Here is a 23,017-nt window from a genome sequence, read left to right on the forward strand (position 1 = left end):
CCCTCTCCCGCTTGCGGGAGAGGGTTGGGGAGAGGGTGCTTCCGCAATGGGACAATCCCCAAGGGGAGAAAGCCCTCACCCGCGCCTTCGGCGCGACCTCTCCCGCAAGCGGGAGAGGTTGCACCGAGCCCGTGGCGATCGATGCAACCTACACCCATTACGCTCTAGCCGCCTGAGCGACCTGCCAGCCGCGCACGGATATCCGGCTTCAGCACCTTGCCGACCTTGGAACGCGGCAGATCGTCCCAGACTTCGATCTGCTTCGGTGTCTTGACGCTGCCGATCCGCTGCTTGACGAAGGCCGCCAGCGCCGTCGCATCGACGCTCTGGCCGGCACGGGGCTGCACCACGGCGACGATCCGCTCACCCCATTTCTCGTCGGCGAGGCCGATCACGGCGCAATCCTGGACCGCCTCGTGCGCCCGCAGCGCGTTCTCGACCTCGATCGAGTAGACGTTGAACCCGCCGGTGATGATCATGTCCTTGGCGCGATCGACGATATAGAGGTAGCCATCGTCGTCGATGTAGCCGACGTCGCCGGTGTGGTGCCAGCCATGCGCGGAAGCCTCCGCCGTGGCCTCAGGATTTTTGTAATAGCCTTGCATCACCAGGGAGCCGCGAACCACGATCTCGCCGCGTGAACCGGTCGGCAGCAAATTGCCGTCGCCATCCATGATGCCGGCCTGCACCAACGGGCTGATCCGCCCCGCCGAGGCGAGGCGCTCCATCGCGATCGTGCCATCGGCATTGTAATGCTCGTCAGGTGCCATCATCGAGATCATCATCGGCGCTTCAGTCTGACCGAACAACTGCGCCATGGGCCCGATGCGCCGCAGCGCCTCCGCAAGCCGTGCGGCCGAGATCGGTGCCGCGCCGTACCAGAAGCATTGCAGAGACCCGAGCTTCGCGGAGTCGAGCTTGGGATGATCGAGCAGCATGTAGATCAATGTCGGCGGCAGGAAGGTGTGCGTGACATGGTAGCGCTCGATCAAATCGAGGAATTCGGCGGTGTCGGGGCGATGCATGATCACGACGCGGCCGCCGAGCGCCATGATCGGGAAACACAGCACACCGGCCGCATGGGTCAACGGCGCGAGCGCGAGATAGATCGGACGCCCCCTGAAGGGATAGCCCATCAGCGTCAGCGCCGTTATGGCTTCGATGTTGCGGCCCGACAGCATGACCCCCTTCGGTTTTCCGGTGGTGCCGCCGGTGCCCGGAAGCATCGCGAGATCGTCGACCGTCTCGCGTTGATATTGGTCGGTGGCAAGGCCAGCGAGCCAGCCGTCGAACGAGGGCGCGAAGGGCAACTCGGCATCGAGGCAGACGAGGACGCGCAGCTTCGGCAGCTCTGCACGCACCGCCTCGACCATCGGCGCGAAGCTCGAGTGAAACAGCAGCAGGCTGCAATCGAATTGGTCGAGGATGAGCCGGCTTTCGGCCGCCTCGTTGCGCGGATTGATCGGGCACCAAACCGAGCCCGCGCGGGAAATGCCGAACACGCATGCAAACGCGACCGGATCGTTGCCGGAAAGGATTGCGACCTTCTCGCCGGCAGCAATACCCGATCGCGTGAGCCCGCGCGCGACGCGATAGCTCAGCAACTGCACCTCGCGGTAGCTGAGATCGCGCCCGTCCATGGTCAGGCACGGCGCATCGGGGCCGAGCGAGGCACCTTTGTCGAGGTAATCGATGAAGCGCATGATCAATCCCGGAAGCAGCTGGCGGGTGGCGCGCGGCCGCGCCACCCGTGATCTTGCTCAGTCGTGCACGGTGAGGATCGGTCTGCTGACCAGCCCGAAGCTGCGCAGCTGGCCGAGCAGCTCGTGGTGACCGAATGCCTGGCAGCCGGAGGCGAAGCCCACGCGCTTGGGCGGCTGCTGCAGCAGGTGCGCCGCGGCATAGGCCTGCAGCAAGCCGGTCTGCTTGTAATTGCTGTTGCCGTTGATGACGCAGTGCGCGCGCCCCAATGGGCCGGAGGCATGCACCGAATCCAGCGACTTGTTGACGCGCGGGTTCTCGCGCGGCGGCATGGTGTTCATCACGCCGGCGGCGGTCTGCGCCAAAGCAGCGTAGCGGTCGTCGGGGTTCATGTCCTTGGTCGCGTCCAGCGCGGCGGCGACGATCTGCGGCACGCCCAGCATCAGCGCGCGGTTGAACACGCCGCCCAGCACCTTCACATTGGCCACACGCGGATCGCGCTTGAACCACACCGGATGCGAGGTGCCGCCCCAGGGCAGCGCCAGTGCGAGCTCATGCTGGCCGGGGATGGCGAGGTTGTAGAGGCCGGCATCCACCTGATGCTCGACATACTTGTTCTGCTCCAGATAGTAGGCCTTTGCCATCGCGGCGTTGACCAGGATGGTCTGCGTCGAGGCGATGGTCGGGCTGCCGCCCCAGAACACGGCGATGTCGAGCGTGTCGAGGCCGGGCGTCTCCAGGCACAGCTGCGCCGCAATCTCACCGGTGGTGTACATCTGCGCGATGCCCGGCGCGAGCAGCAGGCCGGCATTGGCGAACTTCGTGCCCCATTCCTGCTCGAGCGTGATCAGCCAGTCCTGCTCGCCTGTCGTGTCGGTGTAGTGGCATCGGGACGCCCAGCAGGCCTGCACCACCTCGGCGCCGAACCTGGCGAAGGGGCCCACGGTGTTGAGCACCACCGAGGCACCGTTGAACAACTCCGTCAGTGCGCTCACGGTGTGCGGCACTTCCACCACCTCGTAGTCGGCGGTCTCGATACCGGCCACGTTCGCCTTCATTGCGGCGTTGAGCTTCTCCGCGCTGCGCCCCGCGGCGATGAAGGGGATGTTGTACTCGCGTAAGTATTCGCAGACCAGGCGGCCGGTGTAGCCGGACGCGCCATAGACGATGACGGGCTTCTTCGCGCTCATTGTCGTTCCTCCGAAATGTTCGTTGTCAGGTTTGCAGCTCACATTCCCATGCCGCCATCGACCGGCAGTCCGATGCCGGTGATGAAGCGCGCCTCGTTCGAGCACAGGAACACCGCAGCATTGGCGATGTCGCCGACCTCCGCGAGCTTGCCGAGCGGCGTCTGCTCCACCACCGAGCCGACCGCGGCGTTGACGTCGGGCGCGAGACCGATCTTGACGATGTCGTTGGCCAGCTGCAGGCCCATGTCGGTCGGGATCAAGCCAGGATAGATGCAGTTGACGCGGACGCCATAACCGAGCTTGCCGGCCTCCATCGCAGCGACCCGTGTCATGCGATCGACCGCGGATTTCGTGCCGGAATAGACCGCGATGCTCGGGAAGGCGATCGTCGCCGCGACAGACGCGATGTTGACGACCGCGCCGCCTTTGCCCGCCGCTCCACCCGGCCGCATCGCGCGGAAGGCGTGCTTCATGCCGAGCACGGTGCCGACGATGTTGACGTCGCACATCCGCCGCGCATCCTCGGCCCTGATCTCGCTGACCAGCGACGTGATCTCGATGCCGGCATTGTTGATGAGGATGTCGTAGCCGCCGAGGGTGGCGACCGTCGCAGCAGTCGCTTTCTCCCACTGCGCATCGTCGGCGACATCGAGATGCACGAAGCCGGTCTTCACTCCGAGCCTGGCGATCTTGCCGGCGCTATCCTTGCCGGCGTCATCGAGAATGTCGCCGATCATGACCGCCGCACCGGAGCGCGCCAGTGCTTCTGCAATAGCCGCTCCTATCCCGCGGGCTCCGCCGGTGACCAGGGCTTTGCGGCCATCAAGACTCTTCTCACTCATCGCACGTCCTCCCTTGGCTTGGACTGATCTGTTGGACTGATCTGTTCGCTGATGATCGGTGCGTGCTGGGTTGGCAGCACGGTGCCGGCGCGGTTGCGCAACGGCATGCGAGTCCGTTCCGGCGGCGCGGCGCCGGCGAGTGCATTTCCTCCATTTGCTGACGTCTTGACGACTGTCCAAATTTCTTGGCGCGCACACTCCTCCCGGAACTTGACAGTTGTCAAGGACAAAATTTGACAGTTGTCAAAGAGGATGGTCTGTAGACGATGACCGACGACGTGATCGTGGTGACCAAGAGACGGGAGACAGCGCGACGATGGCGCGGCAAGCGACAGGAGCGGCGAAGCGAGAGGCCGTGGCGGAGATCGTGCGAGACGACAAGTTCAACGCGCGACGCATCGAGCTTGCCGAGGCCGCGCTCGAAACGCTTGGAGAGCTCGGCTTCGCCCGGACCAGCCTGCGGGAGATCGCGCAGAACTCGGCGTTCACGCACGGCGTGTTCCACTATTATTTCAGCGACAAGCTCGACCTGATCTGCTGCTGCGTTCGCCACTACAAGGCCAAGTGCGTGACGCGCTATGACGAGGTCGTCGCGACAGCGACGAGCCGCGACGAATTGACGGAGGGCTTCCTCGCCAAGCTCGCAGCAACGCTGCAGAACGAAGCCCGCATGCACCGGCTTTGGTACGATTTGCGCTCGCAGGCGATGTTCGAGGCGGCGTTTCGCAAGGATGTCCTCGAGATCGACAAGAGCCTGGAAGCGATGATCTGGCGCATTGCCTCGCGCTATGCCGAGCTCGGCGGCAAGCGGCCGGCGTCGTCGCCAGGCGCGCTCTACGCGCTGTTCGACGGTCTGTTCCAGAGTGCGCTGCTCAAGCACCTCGCGGGTGACAAGAGGGCGGTCCCCGAACTGCTCGACGAAGTCCGGCGCCTGCTGCCGACGGTCTGCTGAAGCGCGGAAGCGGCGCCCCCGAAGGCGTCGCCGCACGAGACCTGCACGTTAGCGCCATCCAAATTGATCGTCCGTCTCGAAACTGCTTAGATGCGGCATGCCGCCGAAAGTCGAACGTCTGCCCAAGCAGCAATTGTGGTTTCCGGCCGGGCGCTATTTTCTGCGCACCATCAAGCGCGATGACGCCTCGCAGCGCTGGGCGGACTGGTTGTCCGATCCCTGGACGGTGCATGTCCTCAACACGTCACCGCGCGCGATGACCAAGGCGGAGATCGCCGACTACATCAAATCCTTCGATCAGCGCGAACGGCTCCTGCTCGGGATATTCGAGCGTGGCAGCCGCATCCATGTCGGCTTCATCCGCCTCGACATCAACGCGGCGGCGAGCGAGGCGCTCGTCAGCGCCGTGATCGGAGAAAAGGAGCACCGCAATGCCGGAGCGACGGTGAACACCTTCATTCCGCTGCTCAGGTTCGTGTTCGACGATCTCAAGCTGAGCCGCATCCGCGCGTTCGTGCTGGAGCGCAATCAGACGACCATTCAATATCTGTCCAAGCTCGGATGGACGCTCGAGCCCGAACCCGAAAAACCGGTGCGATCGCATACGGATGGATCGCTTCTGGTATTGCGTCGGATGATCTGGCACCGGCCCGGTTTCCAGGCCTGGTTGAAGAGCCCGATCGGGCAGCGGATCGTGAATCGCATGGAAGCGGCGCGAGGTTGAGCCCCGGCCGCTCCCTTTGTCTGCTTAAGCGATCAATCAGTACTTCGCGACGACGGGTGACCCGCCGAACCGATAGTTGATACCTACCTTCACGATATCGATGTCCTGACGAATATCGATCAACGCGGTGGTGGCGGCGGCTGGATTGGCGAATCCCACGCGCTTGCTGTCGAAGCCGTAGTGAGTGTACTCGACCAAGGCCGACCAGTTCGGGGCGAAGGCCCACTCGACACCGGCACCTGCCACCCAGCCGACACGATCGGCGCTGGCGCTTGAATTGCAGGGCTCAAAAACGAGGAATCCCACACCGGGACAAAAGAAGCCGCCAATCGACGAGAAATTGTTCAGATTGTATCGGTCATGCGCAAACCCGACGCCGCCCTTGCCATAAACGAGCAAGCGATCCCATGTGTAGCCGACCCGACCCGTGACGCTGGCGACCCAGTCGGTGCGGCTCGATAGAGTGGCGGGCGCGCCGGTCTTTCCGGCGAAGAAGGGATCGTTGGCGGTGCCGTGAAGATCGGTGGCCGTGAAATCGCCGGCAATCCCGAGCACCCAATTGCTGGCAAATTGGTAGTCGCAACCTACCTGAACGCCTCCTACAATTCCGACGTCTCCGTTCACCCCAATGCGATCACCAGGCACACTGCCTATAGTCATTGCAGGCGAGATGACCGCCCCCGTTCCGATGCCGGGATCCGTGAAGCCCGTTCGGCTCGCACCGCCGCCGACATGACCCCCGACATAGCAGCCGGTCCAACTGAAAGGCACGGCCGCCGCAACCGGCGCTTTCGTGTAGGGACGAGCTCCCAGATCGGCACCTTGAGCGGAGCCTGCGACAATCAGAGCCGACGTCGCCAGCAGCAGTCGTTTCATTCGTCACCCCCGAAGCAATCAGCGATAGAAATCTCCGGTAAGGTACATCGGCCGGCCTCCGCGCGCTGTATTCGAGGAGCAACACTCCGATACATTTGGTACTTCGATACTGTTTGATCACAACGCGCCGCAACACGGCGCCTTAAGCCTGATGACGGCGCTCCAGGCTGAACTATCCGATCGTCGGATGGCTTCGCACCGGCGCGGCCGAGTTCAGGTCACGCCCCTGCCTCACCGCCCCGCCGGAATCAGCGCCCGCATGATCTCCGGCTTCCAGCTTTGACGCGCGCTGTCGAAGGCTGCGAAATCATGATCGAATTGCCAATAGGCCCAGGCCCAGCCGAGCCGCTCCGCGCTTCGCGCCACGAACGACAGATATCTCGTCCGTGCTTCGGCTGGCGCGGCCTCGTATACGCCGAACTCACCGAGATAGATCGGACGCTTCTCCCGTTCGGACCAGGACCGGATCTTGTCGAAATCGGCGCGCGCCTTCTGCTCGTCCTCCGGCGTGCCCCAATCGAGCGGGCCTAATTGCGAGAACGTCGGCGACCACGGTGCGCCCTGATGGGTGAAGCGGATCGGCGCGTAATAGTGAAACGTGACGATGATATTTCGGTCATCCGGCGGCAGGACCAAGTCCTCGACGGGCATCTCGTCGACGTTGAGAACCGCGGCGATCACCGGCCGCCGGGGGTTGGTGGCGCGGATGATGCCGAGACATTCGTTCAGAAGGGCGTTCCAGGCGGCGGACGTCATCTGCCCGCCCGGCTCATTGAGCACCTCGAAGACGAGCCTCGGATATTTTCCGGCATAGCGCGCGGCGATTTGCGTCCAGAACGCTTTCAGCTTCCCGGCGCACTCGGAGACGTCGCGCTGACAGATATGGGTATCGTGCTCGTCCAGGATGGGGATGAGATTTCGGGCGAGCACCTCCTCGATCACCGCATCGAGCCGCCTCAAGACGATCTCATCCAGCGCATTCTCCGGGTCCATGAACTTGAAGCCGAAGAAATTGATCCGGACGTGCGAGAACCCGGCGCGCCTGATCGTGGTGAGGTTGTCCAGACGAAATGGCGCGTTCCGGCCTCCCTCCCAAATGCCGTCATAGCCGAGGATGTTGATGCCGCGCCCCAGTTTTGGGGGCGCGGACGCGGCCTGTCCGGCTGCTTCTGCCGGGGAGCAGATTGCAAGCACGGATAGCGTCATTGCGAGACCGAAAGTTACAGCCCAGCGGACGCAGATGGCATTCATCCCGCCTGCCCCATCATTTCTGCAGGCCCTGCTGCGGCACCGGCCGGCACACTGCGAAGAAGAATGCAACGAGCAGCACCGAGGTGAACATGGTCGAGCGAAGGAACATCGTCTCCGTGAAATTCGATTGAAAGCTGAGGACGACGAATCCGATGATGAGAGCGCAGTGGCGACGGTCGATCGTCCGCGTGGCGATCAGGTACAGGACCTTTTCCGAGAACAGATAGACGCTCGCCACGAAAAGCACGGATCCCAGGAATCCCGTTTCCATCGCCACCGCGATGTAGCCGCTATGATAATTGTCCAGCACCCAGCCGTGGTTCTGGTTGAAGTAGTCGTAAATGGCAGGGCGCGTCCAGAACCCGTTGATGCCGAAGCCCAGCAGCGGCGCATCGTCGAAATGGCTGATGGCGTACTGCCAGATGAAGGTTCGCTCGGTCAGATTGATGGTCGATTCGCCGAGATGGATGGAATCGTAGCCCGTGACATAGAAATACAGGATCAGGAGCGCAGCCAGGATGCACATGACGACCGGCAGCACCGCGTAAATCCTCATGCAGCGGATCGACCATAGGGAGGTCATGAGCAGTGCACCGGCGGCAATTGCAACGGCACCGGCACCACGCGATTCCGAGGCGATGACGCATGTCGATCCCAGGAGAAACGTAAGCAGAAAAACTGTCCAGCCCTGGCCCGTCATCTTCTGATAGCAGGCAAAGAACATCAGATAGGCGCTGATGAAGCCGAGGGTCTGCTTCGATTCGTAGATTCCCTGCCACTGGCCGTTGTGCATCCAGCTCTGATCGACGCCGATCTCGGGCACGAAAACCGCACACAGGGCCGAGGCGGCGACCAAGATGAAGAGCCCCAGCGCCGTCGCTCCGACGATCTCGTCAATGTCGATCCGCGTGATCAGGCAGTACGCACCGAAGGTCGTCATCACGAGGGCCGCGCTCTTCATGATCGCCGCGGTGGCGAGGCCGGTCCAGAGCACGGAAACAGCGGCGAGAGCATAGAATGCGACCAGCGCGATGAAATCGGGATTGGGCTGCACCCGCAGGCAGGGTCGCACGAACGCACTGGCGTAGATCAGGATGACCCACATCAGAAGCGCAACGGCCTGTTGCACGAAGCTCCATTCTGCGGGAAGCAGCGCGGGCTGCAGGACACCCATCGACGCGATCACATTGACGGTGATCGAGCCACGCATCACGATTCTGGCGAGCTTCTCCACGCCGACGCGGGGCGCTGTCCAGATCGCGCTGGCGTCCTCCTCGGAATCGTGCAGGCTGGTCATGAGCGGACCGCCTGAAGCGCGGCGGATCTTCCCACACCGTGCACTACGAGCGCCTTCGCACGCGCGCCTACCGCGGGCATCGGCCGGTCGAGGCCTGATTCCCAGAGCCGTTCTCCCGCCGCGGCGGCGAGGCGCAACGGCGTCATTCCATTCCCAGTCACGTCCGCTCGGTCCACGGCTTCGAACGGCTCTCAGCGGATTTTGGCGCCGCCCACTGTGCCGTGCGTCTCAGGCGGGAAGATTGTCCTACCTTCTACCTTTGAGATCAAGGTGGCATGACGGGACGCCGCCCTCACAATCAGGTGCGAGACACGATTGGGCCCTTGCCGGGCGGGAAAAAAGAAACGTTACGCCGCCGTTGCCGGCGGCAGCGCCAGCACGGAATAAATCGCCTGCGCATCGCGCGAGGCGCGGAGCTTCTTGGCGATGTCCTGGTCGCGCAGCAGACGGGCGATGCGGGCGAGCGCCTTGAGGTGATCGGCGCCGGCGCCTTCGGGGGCCAGCAGCAGGAAGACGAGATCGACCGGCTGGCCGTCCATCGCCTCGAAGTCGATCGGACGATCGAGCCGCGCGAACAGGCCGAAGATCTTCTCCAGCTTGGGCAGCTTGCCGTGCGGAATGGCGACGCCATAGCCGACCGCGGTGGTGCCGAGCTTCTCCCGCTGCAGCAGCACCTCGAACACCGAGCGCTCGTTCTGCCCGGTCAGCTCAGCGGCCTTGGCCGCAAGCTCCTGCAAGGCCTGCTTCTTGCTGTTGACTTTCAATGCCGGGAGAATCGCCTCGGGTGCGACCAGATCGGTAATCGGCATGGAAGCTTTCCGAGGTGAATTAAACCGTCAGGTTCCGATTTGGCCAGCTTGATAGACCAAGCTCGGCCGGCGTCAATAACATGAAGCAGGAGGCGGACTTAGCCCCGATCCAGATGTGGGGGGCTTCTACTCCAACGCAATCCCGGTGCCAACTCCCGCGTACGGCTTTGCCCCCGTCATTGTTAAGGGCCGGGATGGTACGGGCGCCGGCTGGCGGGCCTAGCCACCGCCCTGGCCGTCCACCTTGGCTCCCGGCGGGTCGATCCAACCCACATTGCCGTCCGCCCTGCGGTAAATGATGTTCACCCGGCCGGACGAGCCATGCTGGAATACCAGGCAGGGTGCCCCGCTGAGGTCGAGTTCCATGACGGCTTCGCTGACCGAGAGCCGCTTCAGCGACGTGGTTTGCTCGGCGATGATGACGGGGCTGTAGCCGGCGACTTCCTCTTCGCCCTCTCCGGGCGCTTCCAGCACATAGCTGGTGGCGTCGAGCGCAGCCATCGCCTCGGAGGCGGCATGGGCCTTGCGCGCGGAGCGGTCCTTGAGCCGGTTCTTGTAGCGCCGCAGCCGCTTCTCGATCATCACCAGCGCCTGGTCGGCACTGGCATAGGCATCCGGTGCGTTCGAATCGGCTTCCAGCGTGATTCCCGAATCGAGATGCAGGGCGCAATCGGTGCGAAAGCCGAAGCCGTCCTTGCTCAGCGTGATGTGGCCGGAATAATTGCCGTCGAAATATTTGCGCAGCACCTCGTCGGTGCGGTCGGCAACGCGGCCGCGCAGCGCCTCGCCGACGCTGATGCTCTTTCCCGAGATTCTGAGAGTCATGTGATGCCTCGCTTGGTTGGTGCCCAGCTTGGATCGGTCTCGATGGGGCATCGAGAGTAGCGCGATTTGGCGCCAGCGCAATCAGGCCGGTTCGGGATTGCGGGAGCGATCGGACAAGGCGGTAGAGAGGACGTTACCAAGAGCGCTCTGCTTGTCGCGGCGGCGTTGCACCGAGGAAGGTATGCGCATGGCTTCGCGGTACTTCGCGACCGTGCGGCGGGCAATATCAATGCCCGAGGCGCGCAAGCGTTCCACGATGGTGTCGTCCGACAGGATCGCGGAGGGCTCCTCCGAATCGATCAGCTGCTTGATGTGGTGACGCACCGCTTCCGCCGAATGCGCTTCGCCCCCGTCGGCCGAGGCGATCGAGGCCGTGAAGAAATATTTCAGCTCGAACGTGCCGCGGTTGGTCGCCATGTATTTGTTGGCGGTGACACGCGACACCGTGGATTCGTGCATCTGGATGGCGTCGGCGACGGCCTTCAGATTGAGCGGGCGCAAATGGGCGACACCGTGGGTGAAGAACCCGTCCTGCTGGCGCACGATCTCGGTCGCCACTTTCAGGATGGTGCGGGCGCGCTGGTCGAGCGCGCGCACGAGCCAGGTCGCGTTCTGCAACGCATCCGTGAAATAGGACTTGTCGCCGTCCTTGCCGATCTTCTTCGACAGCTCGGAATAATAGGTCTGGTTGACGAGCACGCGCGGCAAGGTGTCGCTGTTGAGCTCGACATGCCAGCCGCCGTCGGGACCCGGGCGGACATAGACGTCGGGCACCATGGTCTGCAGGCGCGCCGAGCCGAACTTCATGCCGGGCTTGGGATTGAGGCGGCGGATCTCGCCGATCATGTCGGCGATGTCCTCGTCGTCGACGCCGCAGATCTTGCGGAGAGCCGCGATGTCGCGCTTGGCGAGCAGATCGAGATGCTCGACCAGCGCCTGCATCGCGGGGTCGTAGCGGTCGAGCTCGCGCAGTTGGATCGCCAGGCATTCGCTTAAGGAACGCGCGCAGACCCCGGGCGGATCGAATTTTTGCAGCACGGCGAGGACGCTTTCGACCTCGGCCTGCGACGCGCCGAGACGCTCGGCGGCTTGGCCGAGATCGGGCGGCAGATAGCCGGCCTCGTCGACGAGGTCGATCAGGTACTGGCCGATCATGCGTTGCGCGGGCGCGGTGAAGGCAACCGAGAGCTGCTCGGCGAGATGGCCCGACAACGTCGTCTCGGCCGCGACAAAAGCTTCGAGATTGTAGTCTTCGTCACCGGAGGCGCCGCCGCCCCATTCGGTATAGGTGGTTGGCGCGGCATCCTGCGCGTTGCGCGCGGCCGCCTCGGCCGGCTCCTCGGAGAAGACGTTGTCGAGGCCGGTGTCCAGGGTTTGCTCGATCTCGGCGCGGGTGCCGAGATCCTTGCTCATCCATTCTTCCTGGCCCGGCTCGAAGCCTTCCGCGCTGCCGCCGAAGCCGTCCTCGCCCGGACCGTCGTTCTGGCCGTCGGAATCGCCGTAATTGGCCGCCTCGGCCGGAGCTTCGCCCGCGGGGGCCTCGTCACTGGCCCGTTCCAGCAGCGGGTTTCGCTCGAGCTCCTCCTCCACGAAGGTCGTGAGATCGAGATTAGACAATTGCAGCAGCTTGATCGCCTGCATCAGCTGCGGCGTCATGACCAGCGACTGCGATTGCCGGAACTCTAATCTCTGCGTAAGCGCCATGAAGCAAGAACCGATCCCAAAAGTTGGTCCGATTTTTGCTTATCCTAGTCTCAGCCCGATGTACACGTCTTGACGAATTGGAAAAAAGGGCTAGAGGCGGAATTCCTCGCCAAGGTAAAGGCGGCGCACGTCCGGATCGGCAACGATCTCATCCGGGGTTCCCTCGGTCAAGATTTCCCCGGCATAGACGATATAGGCACGGTCGGTGAGGCCGAGCGTCTCGCGGACATTGTGGTCGGTAATCAGCACGCCGATGCCGCGATTGGTGAGATGGCGGACGAGGTCCTGGATGTCGCCGACCGCGATCGGGTCGATGCCGGCGAAGGGCTCGTCGAGCAGCATGTAGTTCGGCCGCGTCGCCAGCGCGCGCGCGATTTCGACGCGGCGACGCTCGCCGCCGGACAGCGCGATCGACGGTGATTTCCGCAAGCGCGTGATGTTGAACTCGTCGAGCAGCGAGTCGAGCTGCTGCTCGCGCTTCTTGCGCGAGGGCTCGACCACTTCGAGCACGGCGCGGATGTTCTGCTCGACGGTGAGGCCGCGGAAGATCGAGGCTTCCTGCGGCAGATAGCCGATGCCGAGCCGCGCGCGCTGATACATCGGCAGCTTGGTGACGTCGTGGCCGTCGAGCTCGATCGCGCCGCGATCGGCCTTGATCAGGCCGGTGATCATGTAGAACACGGTGGTCTTGCCGGCGCCGTTCGGGCCGAGCAGGCCGACGGCCTCGCCGCGACGCACATAGATGCTGACGCCGCGCACCACCTGGCGGCTGCCGAAGGCCTTTTCCACACTATGCACAGCCAGGAAGCCGGGCCGCTTCAACAGCTGCGGCGCGCCGGCACCGTTGGACCTGGCGGCCGTTCGGACGGGATGAACCGCCTGCGGACGCGGCTCGGCCTGATAGTCGGCCTCGTAGTCGCCCGTGTAGTCACCTTGGAACTGGTCGGGCCCGCGGGGCTGGTCGCGGGCAATCGGCGTGTCCCTGACGGGACTGGGCACGAGGCCGCCGACGCTGTCCCCGAGCGCAGTGATGTCCTGACGCGCAAATCCTGGCCGGCCGCGCTTGGCGGGGCGCCGACGGAACATGCTGAAGAGATCGACCATCCCCGCCTTCTAGCCTTTGGCGTCGTCTTGCGCGAAATCCGCGCGATCTGTCGCGCCAGCCTGAGCGATTGGCCGACGCAGCATGGGTGAAGGAATGTCTCATGCCCAGTGAAACACGCCCGAAAAGCGGCGGACCCGCTTCGAAAGCCCTGCGCGCTAGATACAGGCTCGCCGGGCAGGCTTCAACCCTCGGTTCGGCCGCATCAGAACCAAGCCGTTGAATTCATTTTGGTTTACTTGCACCGGGTAACTGCAAAGGCGGCGCGCCGCCGGGCTTGCCCGAACCGCAATCATTGCTGGAGCCCTGCGGCAGCAGGACCTGAACCCGGCCGCTGTCGGATTCCACACGTGACACGCCGGTCGTCATATCGACAGTCAGCCGATCGCCCCGCATGACGTTCTTGCACTGGGTCATGACGACTTGGCCCGAGCCCCCGCCGAACATGGTGATCAGGTTGGTCTTGGTGTCGAACACGGCGGTCTCCCCCGTCACCACCTGGTCCTTCTGGGTGACCACGACATTGCCGCGCGCCTCGAGCCGCTTGATCGAGGAGCTGCCGCCCGGACCCGGCTGCGCCGACTGCATCGGCGCGCTCTTGGTCGCTTTCGCCGCAGGCTGCGGCGCGGCCGGCTTGTCGCCGCCGCCCGAATCGTAAAACACCACCAGCGTCTTCGAGGTCATGGTGGTGTCGCCCTGCACGACCTTCACATTACCGGAGAAGGTCGCCTCCTTCTTCTTGTCGCGCATCTCGAGCGAGGCCGCTTCGATCTGAATTGGCTGATCGCGGTTTTGCGTAAAGCCCTGCAGCGCGTTGTTGGGCGCAGTCGCCGAACTCTGCGTGCGGCCTTCACCGGATGCGATCAAGACACCAAAGGCAAGCGCGGCTGCGCTGACGATCGCGCTGCGCCTGTTGTCGTTGCGCGAGAAGAACTTCATCATGAAAATCACTTCGAATTGGCAGACTTGTTCTGAGGCGTGCGCGTCTTCGTCGGCGCAGGCTCGGTAGGTCCAGGCTGAGCAGCGGCGGGTTCATCCAGCTTGTCCAGATGCATCACCACATTGCCCTCGAAGCGGATGACGTCGCCGCCTTCGGTAATTCGCAGGCGATCCGCACTCAGCGTGCCGTTGGTCAGCTTGACGTCGACGCGCTCGTCCGAGGAGACCGTGCCCTTGCCCATGTCGACGAAGGCGGAATTGAGCCGCGCCTCGTAGCCGGTCGAGGTGCGCAGCAAGATGTCCTTGCGCAGATCGAGCTGCTGCTGCTTGTTGTCGAAGCGGCCGGTGCGGGCATCGAGGAACAGGGTCGACTTGTCCTCCATCAGCACTTTCGCACGCAGGTCATTGAGATCGACATGATCGGGATCGGTGATGTCCTGCGTCGCGGTCTTGGCCCAGAGCTCATAGGGCCGCTGGTCCGGCGTGTAGCCGGCGAGGTGCGGCGATTCCATCGTGATCTTGGTGCCCGACACCACCAGATTTCCGGAGTCGAGCGGCAGCTTCGGCATCAGCATGCGGAACGGATTGAAGATCGAGACGCCGACGATGACAGCCATGGACAGCACCACAGCACTCGGGACCGCGATGCGCAGAATCCGCACCAGGCGGCTGTGGCGGGCCGCGCTGGCAAACTTCGCCGCAAGCGCGGCGTCGTAGGTGGGGTTCTGGGCCGAATTCACCGGGGTTCCTGCTTACCTGTCTCCTGACGTATCGCTCGCCCTTATCCGGTCGAGGGGGCGCACCCCATTCTATCCGTCGCCGCCCAAATATGCAGCCGGCGACAGGCCGTTACGAAAGTGTCCGAAACGGGGCGGCAATCCCGGGCCAACCGCCACGGGGGGCCTTCAGGAGTGCGCGAAAATGTCCTCTTCCGCCCAGCCCTGGAGGTCCAGTAGGGCGCGGGTCGGCAGGAAGTCGAAACAGGCCTGCGCCAGCTGGCTGCGGCCTTCCCGCACCAGCATGGCGTCCAGCCGCTCGCGCAAGGCATGCAGATGCAGCACGTCGGAGGCGGCGTAGGCGAGCTGCGGCTCGCTCAGGCTGTCGGAACCCCAGTCGCTGGACTGCTGCTGCTTGGAGAGGTCAATGTTGAGCACCTCGCGGACGAGGTCCTTGAGGCCGTGGCGGTCGGTGTAGGTGCGGGTCAGGCGGGAGGCAATCTTGGTGCAATAAATCGGCCCGGTCATGACGCCGAAGGTCTGGTACAGCACCGCGACATCGAACCGCGCGAAGTGGAAGATCTTCGTGACCGCCGGGTTGGCCAGCAGCGCCTTCAGGTTCGGCGCGTCGGTGTGGCCCTTGGGGATCTGCACCACGTCGGCGCTGCCGTCGCCGGGCGAGAGCTGCACCACGCAGAGCCGGTCACGGTGCGGGTTCAGCCCCATGGTCTCGGTGTCGATCGCGACCGCTCCGGTGTAGCGGGACAGGTCGGGCAGGTCGCCGCGGTGCAGGCGTACGGTCATGAAACCCTCGGGTCGAATCGGTGCGTCGATATCATAGGCTAGAGCATGATCCGGAAAAGTGTGCAGCGGTTTTCCGAAAAGATCATGCTCAATCAATAACCTAAAGCGCGATGACGATTCATCTTAATCGCATCGCGCTTTAGTCGAATGGATCGCGATGTAGCCAGTCGCAACAGGTCACGCAAGCGGCCGTGATCTTACGGGTCGGTCAGATCGCGGCGAGCATGATGCAGATCATCGCCGCGACTGCGGTGCGGCTGGGGCCGTCCCGGAACGCGTACAGGATCGGATCGTCCGGCATCTCGCGGCGATGCGCCATCATCAGAGCACGGCCGAACCAGTACAGCAGCAGCGGTGTGAGCAGCCACAGCATCCAGGGGCGGCTGTAGAGCGGCGTCACCGCCGAGGACGAGACGTAGAGCGAGAACACGGTCACCGCGTTCATGGCGCTTGCCGCCGCCATCGCGGCGATGACGTTAAGGTCGGTGACGCGATAGTCGCGGTTGGAGGGATCGGCGAGGCCCACGCTCTCGCGCATGCTGAGCTCGCTGAAGCGCTTGATCAGGGCGAGCGAGGTGAACACGAACAGCGAAAAGATCAACAGCCATTCCGACAGCACCACGCCGACGCCGACCGCGCCGGCGACGATGCGAAGCGTGTAGAGGCCGGCGAGCGTGACGATGTCGACCAGCATCTTGCGCTTGAGCACGAGCGAATAGGCGATCGTGGTGCCGAGATAGAGGCCGAGCACGCCGAGAAACAGCGGCGAGATGCAGAGGCTGGCGGCAAGCGCGAACAACCACAATGCAGGAATGGCCGACAGCGCCGACGAGATCGGCAAATCGCCGGCCGCGAGCGCGCGGTGGCGCTTGCTCGGATGCTGCCGGTCGGCGGCGAGATCGAGCAGATCGTTCATCAGATAGGCGCCCGAAGCGCAGGCCGAGAACGCCAGGAATGCGAGCAGCGCGTAGCCGAGCGTCCAAAGGTCCAGCTGATGCGCCGTGAGCGCGGGCACGAACACCAGCGTGTTCTTGGCGTATTGATGAACCCGCAGCGCCTTCACCCAGGTGGCGAGGCCGGCTCTGCGGACCTCGCGATTTTCGATGCGCGTGATGGAGGCACAATCGAACGGCACGCGCCCCGCCGCGAGATCGGCGTGCGTGACGACGCCATCGAAGCCGAGATGCGCTGCCATCGCCGCGGCATGAGCGGCGAGCCGATCCGCGACGAGATAGATCTTCTCACCGCGCGCCCGTGCCGCCAGCGCCCGGTTCATCACATCGGAATCATAGGGCAGATGGGCGTAGTCGATCTCGGCTCGCGCCAGGATCGCCGTGAGCGCCGCCATCCCCGCCCGTCCGCCCGCACCGAAGCGCGCCAGCATGCGGCCGGGGCTGGAGAACAGCGCCTCCATCAGCAGCTCGGAACGCAGCAGCGCGCCTCCGAGGTCGATGACGAGGGTCCGGGCCGCCGACGGCTCGGACAGGCCAGGATCATACTGGGAGGCACGCTGCTCCATCCGAAAAAGCTCTGACTTGCCGTGACATGACCGGCATTCGGCCGGGGGAGCAGGAAATTGGACGGCCAACCCTATGGGAACATTCACTAAAGGCGGCTTAATTCACCTGGAGAGATGGGGCGGCTTCCGCCCGAGGCGCTGTTGCCCGGATCCCACAATCCGGCGCGAGCTTCCTGTACCGTCAGAACTTTTGCTTCGCGCGCCGTGGATATCGTCCCGGCCCACCCTATCTGCCAATTTCCCTCCCCGGGGGTCCCACCCTGGATCAGGTGCCATGACCGAACCAACGCTCGCTGCGCCGATCGACGACCAGCGTCCGCGCGGATTTTCGCGCTACCAGGCGCTCCTCATCGCGCTGCTGGCGCTGACGCAGTTCACGATCATCCTCGATTTCATCATCATGTCGCCGCTCGGCGCTATCCTGATGCCCGCGCTCGGCATCACGGCGGGGCAGTTCGGCGTTGCCGTATCGGCCTACGCGTTCAGTGCGGGACTATCGGGCATCCTCGCCGCCGGCTTTGCCGATCGGTTCGATCGCAAGCGCCTCCTGCTGTTCTTCTATGTCGGCTTCACGCTCGGCACGCTGCTGTGCGCGGTGGCGCCGAACTACCATGTGCTGCTGATCGGCCGGATCGTGACCGGATTGTTCGGCGGCGTGATCGGCGCGGTCGTGCTCGCCATCATCACCGACCTGTTCTCGTTGCAGATGCGCGGCCGCGTGATGGGAATCATCCAGACGGCGTTCGCCGCCAGCCAGGTGCTCGGCATTCCCGCCGGCCTGTTTCTCGCCAATTACTGGAGCTGGCATGTCTGCTTCATCGCCATCGTGGTGCTGTCGATCGTGACGATCGCCATCATCGCCTTTGCCATGGAGCCGGTCGACGCGCATCTGAAGCTGAAGCAGGACAGAAACCCGTTCCGCCATCTGGTCGCGACGGTCGGTGAGCCGCGCTACACGCTCGCCTTCGCCGTCACGACGCTGCTGGCGACCGGCGGCTACATGCTGATGCCGTTCTCCAGCGCCTACACCGTGCACAATCTCGGCATCGACATCACGCATCTGCCGACGATCTATCTCGTCTCCGGCCTGTTCAGCATCGTCACGGGACCTCTGGTCGGCCGCGCCAGCGACGCGTTCGGCAAATATCCGACCTTCGTGTTCGGCTGCGCCATGACCGTCCTCATGGTGCTGATCTACACCCATCTCGGCCACGTCTCGCTCGCGACCGCAATCATCGTCAACGTGCTGATGTTCGTCGGCATCTTCTCGCGCATGATCCCCTCGCAGGCGCTGATGTCGGCGATCCCCGATGCGAGCCAGCGCGGCTCGTTCAGCGCGGTCAGCGCCTCGCTGCAGCAACTCTCCGGTGGGCTCGGCTCGGTGCTCGCCAGCGCGATCATCGCGCAAGGCGCGGACGGCGCGCTGCTCCATTTTGACCGGATCGGCTACGTCGTCGTGACCACGACGATCATCACGCTGGTGATGATGTACTTCGTGCAGAAGGCGGTGGCGGAGCGGACGGGGAAGCGGGTGGTGTGAGGGGGAGAGGAGCCGCCGTCCGAATTCGTTTTCCGCGCGGTGGAAGTCACCTGCTTTGTTGCGGACACAGTGCCGCACGTCACGCAGCCACGTTCTTCGCTAGTTTCATTCGATCGGTCCTCGCGACTCGACAAGAAACAACAAGACCAAGGGCGGGAAATGAGAAAGCTGACACGACGAACATTCGTGATGGGTTCGGCCGTCGCTTTGTGCGCGCCGGCTGTAAGGACCGAGGCGCAATCCGCGTGGCCGTCCAAATCGATCAGGATCATCGTGCCCTATCCACCGGGCGGCCAGACCGACGGCATCGCGCGCGCGTTCGGCGACTTCCTGGCGCGGCAGGTGGGCAAGCCGGTCATCGTCGAGAACAAGGGCGGCGCCGGCGGCGTCATCGGCGTGGCAGAAGCGAAACGCGCCGATCCGGACGGCACCACCATCCTGTGCACGATCTCGTCGTCGCTGATCCAGAACCGCGTCACGGTAAGAGACCTGCCCTACGATCCCGAAAATGATTTTACCTATCTGACGATGGTCATCGGCGCTGGCGGTCCGGTCGTGGCGGCGAAGAAGACCGGTGCGACCAACCTGCGCGAGTTCATCGAATACTGCAAGAAAGTCGGCAGCGTGAACTGGGGATCCTACGGCGTGGGCTCGACGCCGCACGTCCTGATCGAGACGATCGCCAAGCAATACGGCATAAAGGTTCAGGTCATCCAGTATCGCGGCGAGGCGCCGATGTGGAATGACGTCGCCGGACAGACGCTTGATGGCGCCGCCGGGAGCTATGCCGCAGCCGCGCCCGTCATCCAAGCCGGCACCGGCAACCTGATCGGCGTGGTCGGCACCCGTCTGCCGCCCCATCCGGACACGCCGACCATGACCGAGCAAGGCGCCGTCGGCGACTTCTACAATCTGCGTCCCTTCACCACGTTTGCGGTGCCGTCCGGCACGCCGCGGGATATCGTCGATCGCCTCTCGCCGCTGCTGATCCAAGCCGGAACCGATCCGAAAGTTCAGCAGATGCTGAACAACTTCATCCTGTCATCGCCGGCCGATTTCGAAACGACGAATCGGATCTTCAAGCGCGACAGCGACGTGATGCTCCGCATCCTGGGCGATCTCGGCGTCAAGCCGTCGGATTAGCCGCGTCGCGGCCTAGTAGCCCAGCCCGCTTTGCTCGTCGTGGCTCTCCGTATTCGGCGCCCAGCCGACATCGAGCGGATCATGGCGACACTCCGGGCGTCTGCCGGCGTGTCAAATGCACGGTCGTCGTTGCGGAGCCGCCCAGATGGTTTCCAGATATGACGTGCAGAAGGCGGTGGCGGAGCGGACCGGGAAGAAGGTGGTGTGAGGAACGGCTCCTGCTCCACATACGGGTGAACCCACGCCGGGCCTCCGGTGACCAAGGTTGCATCGATGCGCCGAACGGAGATCTCCCGTGAAATTCAAGCTTGCCGCCGCGATTCTCGCCGCAGGCCTCCCGCTGGCATCGATGGCTTTCGCCCAAGACACCGCCCAGAGCACCGCGCCAGCCGACCTTGCCGTGATCGATGCCTGCCTGAAGAAGGTGGAGAAAACCGGCGGTTTCGGCAGCGCCTGCGTCGGGCTCGTCGCCGACCCCTGCATCAAGGCGGCAGAGGGCGCGAATGACGATGTCGCCAGATGGAAGGCCTGCGCGGCGCGCGAACTCGCCGTCTGGACGCAGAAAACCAGTGAGGCGCTGAAGAAGGTTCAGGCCGGCGGGTTCGCCGACGCGATCAAGGCCGTCAATGACTCGCAGAAAGTTTTCGCCGCCTCGCGTGATCGCCTCTGCGCGGTCTTCGACAACGTCGACCCCGGCATGTACCGGGGCGGCGCGAGCTACTGCCGCCTGCGCGAGACCGCGAACCGCTCGCTGAGCCTGATCAAGCTGGGCGCTGCGGTCAACGAGCACTGAGGCTTCCTAGGGGGGCTCGGGTCACCGGCCTTGCCGGCACCTTCCGACGTGGCGACGACGGCCATTCGGCGCCATGAGCGCCGTGCTTCGGTGTCGCGGACCGGTCAGCAGCTCGATGTCCTGCGGATGAGCGATTTCAATCGCTTGAGCAGGGGATGGTGCCCAGGAAAGGACTCGAACCTTCACGGCCGTTAAGCCACTGGCACCTGAAGCCAGCGCGTCTACCAATTCCACCACCTGGGCATGCCGTTTGGGGCACGGAGGCGGTTACTACGGTTCGGTGACGCCGTTGTCAATTCATGCGTGAGGCCGGGGTCGGGATGCCGATTGCGCATCGCAAACCGGCCCGATACAAGCCTGACAAGACGCACTCTTTTCCGCAGGAACGGCTCCCATGGCATCGAATCTGGACACGCTGGTCACGGTTTTCGGCGGATCGGGGTTCTTGGGCCGCAGCGTCGTCCGCGCCCTGTGCAAGCGGGATTACCGGGTTCGGGTTGCGGTGCGGCGGCCGGAACTCGCCGGATACCTGCAGCCGCTCGGCCGGGTCGGGCAGGTTCACACCGTGCAGGCGAATCTGCGCTATCCGGCCTCGGTCGAGGCGGCGCTGCGTGATTCGCATGTCGTGATCAATCTGGTCGGCGTGCTCACCGAGAGCGGCAAGCAGACGTTCGACGCCATCCAGGCCAGGGGCGCCGAGACCGTCGCCAAGGCGGCTGCCTCCGCAGGTAGCGCGCTGGTGCATGTCTCGGCGATCGGGGCCGATGCGCAGTCGCCCTCACGCTATGCCAGGGCCAAGGCGGCCGGCGAAGCCGCGGTCATGGCCGCGGTTCCCTCCGCCACGATCTTCCGCCCCTCCGTGATGTTCGGCCCCGAGGACCAGTTCACCAACCGCTTTGCCGCGCTGGCACGGATGTCGCCCGTGCTGCCCCTGATCGGCGGCGAGACCAAGATGCAGCCGGTCTATGTCGGCGACGTCGCCAGCGCGATCGCGGATGCTGCCGACGGCAAAGCCAAGGCGGGCGCCACTTACGAGCTCGGCGGGCCGGAAGTGCTGACCATGCGCGAGATCATCGAGGCGATCCTCGAAATCACCGACCGCAAGCGCATGCTGGTGCCGCTGACGTTCGGCCTCGCCCGCTTCCAGGCCAACTTCCTGCAATTCGCGCCGGGCGCGTTCAAGCTGACGCCGGACCAGGTCACGCTGCTCGAGCGCGACAATATCGTGTCGGATGCGGCGAAGGCGGCCGGGCTGACGCTGGAAGGCCTCGGCATCCAGGCCGACTCGCTGGAAGCGATCGCCCCGCAATATCTCTGGCGCTTCCGCCCGCAGGGCCAGTTCCAGCGCATGAGCGTGTGAGGGATCTTCTTTACCTCGCCCCGCTTTGCGGGGAGAGGTCGGATTGCGCAGCAATCCGGGTGAGGGGGTACAGGTCTCTCGAAGACCGCTCGTGCGGAGAGAGGCCCCTCACCGCAACCCTCTCCCCGTAAGAACGGGGCGAGGGGGTGCACTGTCGCTGGAGCGAAGACTGGCCTGTTACACGACTTTCAAAACTTCAGCTTCTTGAACACCGCTTCCGGCAGCGTCTTGATGATCAGCATCACGAGGCGCCATCTGCCGCTGACATAGACGATGTCGGTCTTGCTCTCGACGGCGCGAAGGATCGCAGCGCCGACGACGGGGGCTTCGACGGTGAGCGGGCCGATCAGCTTCATGCCTTCGGTCATCCTGGTGCGGACGAAGCCGGGCTTGACCGTGACAACGTGCACGCCGCCACGGCTGGCGCGGGCGCGCAGGCCGGACAGGAAGGCGGAGAAGCCGGCCTTGGCCGAGCCATAGACATAGTTGGAGGCGCGGCCGCGATCGCCGGCGACCGAGGACACGCCGACCAGCGTGCCGCTGCCGCGGCCCAAGAACTTCTCCGCGAACAGGCCGAGGATCAGCGCCGGACCTTCGTAGTTGGAGCGCATGATCGCGGTGGCCTGGGCGAGATCGCTCTGCGCGCTCTCTTGCACACCAAGCAGGCCGACGATCGAGATGACGACATCGGGCAGCGCGGGCAGGCCGCCGACGAAGCCCTCGAATGAGGCGGTGTCGAGCACGTCGAATGTGTGAACACCGACCTCGACATCGTAGCGCGCGCGAAGATCGGCGGCGTCAGGCTCCAGCGCGCCGACGCCGCGGCCGGCGAGCCCCACATCGTATCCCGCTTTGGCAAAGGCGCGCGCCGTGGCGCGGCCGATGTCGGATGAGCCGCCCAGCACCAGTACAGACTTGCGCGACGTCACG

Annotated in this window: 21 protein-coding genes and 1 tRNA gene; 6 read left to right on the forward strand and 16 right to left on the reverse strand. The window is 64.3% G+C overall.

Translation table 11 applies throughout. The features are described 5' to 3' along the window. Nucleotides 1-164: 164 nt before the first annotated feature. From I6F16_RS24430 to I6F16_RS24440, 3 genes are read right to left on the reverse strand one after another with little or no spacing between them, the layout of a single operon-like run. Complete coding sequence (locus I6F16_RS24430) at nucleotides 165-1,703, reverse strand: AMP-binding protein (protein ID WP_225174063.1); 1,539 nt, start codon at nucleotides 1,701-1,703, stop codon at nucleotides 165-167. 57 nt (nucleotides 1,704-1,760) lie between these two features. After that, nucleotides 1,761-2,891, reverse strand: a complete 1,131-nt coding sequence (locus I6F16_RS24435; protein WP_036009171.1) for a DUF5938 domain-containing protein — start codon at nucleotides 2,889-2,891, stop codon at nucleotides 1,761-1,763. A 38-nt stretch (nucleotides 2,892-2,929) separates the two neighbouring features. Beyond that, nucleotides 2,930-3,733 (reverse strand): SDR family oxidoreductase, encoded by an 804-nt coding sequence (locus tag I6F16_RS24440; protein ID WP_074447578.1) that lies wholly within the window; start codon nucleotides 3,731-3,733, stop codon nucleotides 2,930-2,932. Between the two features lie 316 nt (nucleotides 3,734-4,049). Here I6F16_RS24440 and I6F16_RS24445 point away from each other — a divergent pair, with 316 nt between their 5' ends. Further along, nucleotides 4,050-4,685 carry a TetR/AcrR family transcriptional regulator gene (locus I6F16_RS24445; RefSeq protein ID WP_050991851.1) on the forward strand — a complete coding sequence of 212 codons (636 nt, stop codon included), beginning with the start codon at nucleotides 4,050-4,052 and terminating at the stop codon, nucleotides 4,683-4,685. A 97-nt stretch (nucleotides 4,686-4,782) separates the two neighbouring features. Then, entirely contained in the window at nucleotides 4,783-5,409 is a 627-nt protein-coding gene (locus I6F16_RS24450) for a GNAT family N-acetyltransferase (protein ID WP_225113821.1), read from the forward strand. Between the two features lie 36 nt (nucleotides 5,410-5,445). Here the strand turns inward: I6F16_RS24450 and I6F16_RS24455 are convergent, their stop codons facing one another. The 11 genes from I6F16_RS24455 to I6F16_RS24505 form a co-directional block, all read right to left on the reverse strand. Then, nucleotides 5,446-6,285, reverse strand: a complete 840-nt coding sequence (locus I6F16_RS24455) for an outer membrane beta-barrel protein (RefSeq protein WP_225113822.1) — start codon at nucleotides 6,283-6,285, stop codon at nucleotides 5,446-5,448. Nucleotides 6,286-6,516: 231 nt separating this feature from the next. Continuing rightward, nucleotides 6,517-7,536 carry a cellulase family glycosylhydrolase gene (locus I6F16_RS24460; RefSeq protein ID WP_225113823.1) on the reverse strand — a complete coding sequence of 340 codons (1,020 nt, stop codon included), beginning with the start codon at nucleotides 7,534-7,536 and terminating at the stop codon, nucleotides 6,517-6,519. Nucleotides 7,537-7,549: 13 nt separating this feature from the next. After that, nucleotides 7,550-8,833: an O-antigen ligase family protein gene (locus I6F16_RS24465; RefSeq protein ID WP_225113824.1), complete on the reverse strand. Its 1,284-nt coding sequence runs from the start codon at nucleotides 8,831-8,833 to the stop codon at nucleotides 7,550-7,552. 347 nt (nucleotides 8,834-9,180) lie between these two features. Next, on the reverse strand, nucleotides 9,181-9,642 hold the full coding sequence (ptsN, locus tag I6F16_RS24470; protein ID WP_008141251.1) for a PTS IIA-like nitrogen regulatory protein PtsN: 462 nt from the start codon (nucleotides 9,640-9,642) through the stop codon (nucleotides 9,181-9,183). 219 nt (nucleotides 9,643-9,861) lie between these two features. Continuing rightward, entirely contained in the window at nucleotides 9,862-10,467 is a 606-nt protein-coding gene (raiA, locus tag I6F16_RS24475; RefSeq protein ID WP_036009184.1) for a ribosome-associated translation inhibitor RaiA, read from the reverse strand. An 81-nt stretch (nucleotides 10,468-10,548) separates the two neighbouring features. Then, a complete protein-coding gene (gene rpoN / locus I6F16_RS24480; RefSeq protein ID WP_225113825.1) occupies nucleotides 10,549-12,171 on the reverse strand; it encodes an RNA polymerase factor sigma-54 in 1,623 nt (540 codons plus the stop codon). Nucleotides 12,172-12,261: 90 nt separating this feature from the next. Continuing rightward, nucleotides 12,262-13,275 (reverse strand): LPS export ABC transporter ATP-binding protein, encoded by a 1,014-nt coding sequence (gene lptB, locus I6F16_RS24485; protein WP_036024403.1) that lies wholly within the window; start codon nucleotides 13,273-13,275, stop codon nucleotides 12,262-12,264. 223 nt (nucleotides 13,276-13,498) lie between these two features. Then, complete coding sequence (locus I6F16_RS24490) at nucleotides 13,499-14,215, reverse strand: LptA/OstA family protein (RefSeq protein WP_036024401.1); 717 nt, start codon at nucleotides 14,213-14,215, stop codon at nucleotides 13,499-13,501. A 5-nt stretch (nucleotides 14,216-14,220) separates the two neighbouring features. After that, nucleotides 14,221-14,952: an LPS export ABC transporter periplasmic protein LptC gene (gene lptC, locus I6F16_RS24495; protein ID WP_225113826.1), complete on the reverse strand. Its 732-nt coding sequence runs from the start codon at nucleotides 14,950-14,952 to the stop codon at nucleotides 14,221-14,223. A gap of 165 nt (nucleotides 14,953-15,117) precedes the next feature. Beyond that, a complete protein-coding gene (locus I6F16_RS24500) occupies nucleotides 15,118-15,732 on the reverse strand; it encodes a ribonuclease D (protein WP_225113827.1) in 615 nt (204 codons plus the stop codon). A 208-nt stretch (nucleotides 15,733-15,940) separates the two neighbouring features. Then, on the reverse strand, nucleotides 15,941-17,251 hold the full coding sequence (locus I6F16_RS24505; protein ID WP_225174064.1) for a UbiA family prenyltransferase: 1,311 nt from the start codon (nucleotides 17,249-17,251) through the stop codon (nucleotides 15,941-15,943). A 274-nt stretch (nucleotides 17,252-17,525) separates the two neighbouring features. On the opposite strand from I6F16_RS24505, the gene I6F16_RS24510 reads away from it, so the two are divergent. From I6F16_RS24510 to I6F16_RS24520, 3 genes are all read left to right on the forward strand, one after another. Then, nucleotides 17,526-18,791, forward strand: a complete 1,266-nt coding sequence (locus tag I6F16_RS24510) for an MFS transporter (protein WP_225174065.1) — start codon at nucleotides 17,526-17,528, stop codon at nucleotides 18,789-18,791. 273 nt (nucleotides 18,792-19,064) lie between these two features. After that, a complete protein-coding gene (locus I6F16_RS24515; protein WP_193760605.1) occupies nucleotides 19,065-19,934 on the forward strand; it encodes a tripartite tricarboxylate transporter substrate binding protein in 870 nt (289 codons plus the stop codon). Between the two features lie 295 nt (nucleotides 19,935-20,229). Next, nucleotides 20,230-20,727, forward strand: coding sequence for a lysozyme inhibitor LprI family protein (locus I6F16_RS24520; RefSeq protein ID WP_057030568.1), 498 nt, complete (start codon nucleotides 20,230-20,232; stop codon nucleotides 20,725-20,727). Between the two features lie 156 nt (nucleotides 20,728-20,883). On the opposite strand, the gene I6F16_RS24525 is transcribed toward I6F16_RS24520, so the two are convergent. Further along, nucleotides 20,884-20,970: transfer RNA gene (locus tag I6F16_RS24525), tRNA-Leu, on the reverse strand. A gap of 151 nt (nucleotides 20,971-21,121) precedes the next feature. Between I6F16_RS24525 and I6F16_RS24530 the strand changes: the two genes are divergently transcribed. Continuing rightward, a complete protein-coding gene (locus tag I6F16_RS24530) occupies nucleotides 21,122-22,087 on the forward strand; it encodes a complex I NDUFA9 subunit family protein (protein ID WP_225114673.1) in 966 nt (321 codons plus the stop codon). Between the two features lie 188 nt (nucleotides 22,088-22,275). Here the strand turns inward: I6F16_RS24530 and I6F16_RS24535 are convergent, their stop codons facing one another. Further along, nucleotides 22,276-23,016 (reverse strand): SDR family oxidoreductase, encoded by a 741-nt coding sequence (locus I6F16_RS24535; RefSeq protein WP_225114672.1) that lies wholly within the window; start codon nucleotides 23,014-23,016, stop codon nucleotides 22,276-22,278. Nucleotide 23,017: the final 1 nt, after the last annotated feature.

The sequence above is a fragment of the Bradyrhizobium sp. IC4060 genome, from assembly GCF_020193715.1.
Classification (GTDB): domain Bacteria; phylum Pseudomonadota; class Alphaproteobacteria; order Rhizobiales; family Xanthobacteraceae; genus Bradyrhizobium; species Bradyrhizobium yuanmingense.